Annotated in this window: 1 protein-coding gene; it reads left to right on the forward strand. The window is 27.3% G+C overall.

What is annotated here, in order from left to right:
- The coding region (locus L8W69_RS09010; protein ID WP_263666967.1) for a filamentous hemagglutinin N-terminal domain-containing protein at positions 1-3197 on the forward strand (3197 nt) is incomplete at its 5' end.
- Positions 3198-3385: the final 188 nt, after the last annotated feature.

Here is a 3385-nt window from a genome sequence, read left to right on the forward strand (position 1 = left end):
ACAATAAAAACTACCTAAACATTGCTCATGGGACAAGTAAATCTACCATAGAAGGTGTATTAAATGCAAAAGGTAATAATGTCTTTTTAATCAATCCTAATGGAGTAATCATTACTAAAACAGGAACTATCAATGCTAATCGCTTTGTGGCTTCTACTTCGTCGATGGGTGATGGGGATATACAAAAGTTTGCAAAGATGCAAAAATTTGATGATGGATTAACTTTTTCACCGGTGTTTAAACCACAAAAAGCAGGCAATGTAGTTAATATGGGTAATATTAATGCTAATAATGTATTGCTTATAGGGAATAAGGTTTTATTATATGGAACTTTTGATATTAAAAGTAAAACTTTTAATCAAATTGCAGCTTTAGATAAAGATAAAAAAACAAATATATATTTAGTTGGAAATGAAACTCATGCTGATATTGCTACCTTAAATAATACAGATAAGTTGCATATAACTGCTAAAGATGAAGGTTCTTTATATTTAGGTGCTACGGGATATTATTACAATCCATCTTCTTTTAAAAGTTTTAATTACAAACAACAAGATTATGATAATGCTTTAGATGAAACTGGAAACAAAATAAAAGTAAAGCATAATAATGAAAAATTTTTAAATAATAAATTTATAGGTATAAGTTCTGATGTGGATTGGTGGCATTTTGCTAAAGGATGGAATGAAAATAAAGATAGTTTTAACAAAAATATCGAATATAGACTTACCAATAATATAAATTTTAAAGGCAATCAAGGCAAAGGCGAAGAAGGAAAAGATTGGCAAAACTATGCTAATTATTGTATAGATGGTCTTGATTGTACTTCTATGATGATTGGTGATAATAAAAATCCTTTTACTAAAACATTTGATGGCCAAGGATTTACTTTAAAAAATATTAATATAGAGGCTAACAATAAAAATTATGTTGGTATTTTTGGAAATTTAAGTAATGGGGCTAATATAAAGAATTTCAATGTAGATTATATGAATGGTAATGTTAAAGCAAATACGACAAATTATATTCTTTATGCAGGTGGTGTTGTCGGACTTATAGAGCAAGATGCTAAAGTTGAAGACATTGTTTTAAAAAATATCAATGAAATTATAGGCAATGGTAAAGATTATGCTTATGTTGGAGGTTTTGTTGGGGATATTGTTGATGTAGCTAATTTCGATTCTCTACCTATGATAATAAAAGGTAGTAAATTTAAAAATATTACAATTTTAAATATAAACGGTATTCAGGCAGAAGGAATACAAACTTCAAGAGTAGGCGGATTTAGTGGAGCTGTTTATTCCTCTCCATTGAGTCAAAATTCTAGATATGATTTTAATAATATTTTTTTAAATCATATTGGTTATATAGGTGCGGTAACGGATAAAGCAAGTGCTAAATCAGGAGGATTTGTCGGAGAGATTATAAATGTATACAAAAAAAACGAAACTCCAACTTATAATAGCTTTACAGATATTTCTTTAAATGATATAGGATTGATTCAATCTTATAACAAAGGAACATATGATCATTATTTAAACAGCTCTCATGATTTTGAGCAGGATGATTCTTTTGCTAGTGGATTTGCTGCAAGTGCTAGTGGAAATTATTTTGCCGGTATAACTTTAAATAATATAAAAACAATTCAAAGTATATCCAAAGACAAAGCTGAACTTAGCTATTCTTCTGGTTTTACGGCAATATCTGGGTCGAATTACTTTCACAATATTATTTTAAATAATATTGGAGAAATTATTGCTGAAGGAACAGGACATAATAAAGATGGAGCAACAATAGCAACTGGCTTTGTAGGTATGTATAATCCTTTTGATGATTTTTATAATATTTATATTTTTTATACACCTCAATCAAAAATCACAGCATTTCAATTAGAAAAAATTGCAGTAACTGGGTATTTTGATATTGGAGCAAATGATAAAAATCAAAAAACCCATGAAAATATTTTTATGTGGGCGCCTAAAAATTTTTTACAAGGAAAGCATTCTCCGCATATAAAATTTAGTGTGAGAGAATACAGCGATCAAACGCAAGCTTATAAAGAATATAAACAAAAATTGTTAGAATACTCTAATAAGCAATTTTTAAAAGACAATCATAATTATCTTACTTTTGCTTTAAATGAGAAAAAAGATGAACTTAAAGAAGCTTTAGAATTAGATTTAAATGCTATTTTAAACAAAGAAGCTATGCTTTTCAAAGATGATTCTTTTCAAAGTAGTATTGAAAATTATGCTATTAATGATATTGCAAGTCAATATTATAAATTTTATATTAGCTCGCTAGATGATATGCTTAAAGAAAAAGATTATAAACAGATGAGTGAAGATGAGAAAATTGATTTTGTGTCTAAGTATTTTTTAAAAGATAATGAAAACAATAAAGAAGAAGCTTTGAAGATAGTTCAGAGTTTGGAATTTATAGATGCTTATCAAGAAAATGGTTTAAAGGGTGCTAATAAGGAAAAAATTTATCAAAATGAAACTTTTGAAAAATTGTTAGATAATACTGCTAATGTGATTTCTAAAAAAGATTTTATATTCGCTTTATTAAAGAAAGATTTGAAAGATTTTCTTGATAAATCTATAATACTAACAAATCAACTACAAGAAATAAAAACAAAAATTCAAGAAAATGAAAGAGAATATAATGCTTTAGCTAGTAGTGAAAATATTGATTTCAAAAAAATCAATATTTTGGCAGAAAATATTAGCAAATTAAATCAGCAACAAAAAGATATTGTTTCTCAATTGGATATTAGCCCTATAAAAAATAAAATAGAATATACTATCTCAAAAGGAGGTTTTGAAATAATAGGAGATGTTAAGCAAGATATATATACGCCAAAATTAGCACAGCTTGCATTGCAACACGCGAAAAAAGAAATTCCGTGGACAGAACTTCAACCAAGCACTCCAGTGAAAAAAGAAATTCCGTGGACAGAACTTCAACCAAGCACTCCAGTGAAAAAAGAAAAATCTAAAAAAGATTTACCTTTTATAGAAAATAATATTTATTTATCAACTAGCGATAGTTTGAAATCAGATGGTGGACTTGTGATAAAAAAAATTAGAAAAGAAAAAGATGTAGATAAGGCTGTCACGAGAAAAAGAGCAGTAACTTGCATAGTTAATGATGGATTTAAAACTATGAATCCTTGTGTAGTAAGTGATATATAAAATATAAGTACTAGGTTATCCTAGTATTTATAGTTGTAGATATTATTGAAATTTACTATTGATCAATTCTTAAATTACAATTAATCTAAATCAAGTGTTATTATAAATTAAGGTAAAATCATGAAAAAACTCTCTCTTTGTATTATAGCAATTAGCTCTTTAGTCTATGCTAATAATGGAAGTATCAC

Source organism: Campylobacter sp. CNRCH_2016_3089, assembly GCF_025772505.1.
Taxonomy (GTDB): domain Bacteria; phylum Campylobacterota; class Campylobacteria; order Campylobacterales; family Campylobacteraceae; genus Campylobacter_D; species Campylobacter_D lari_D.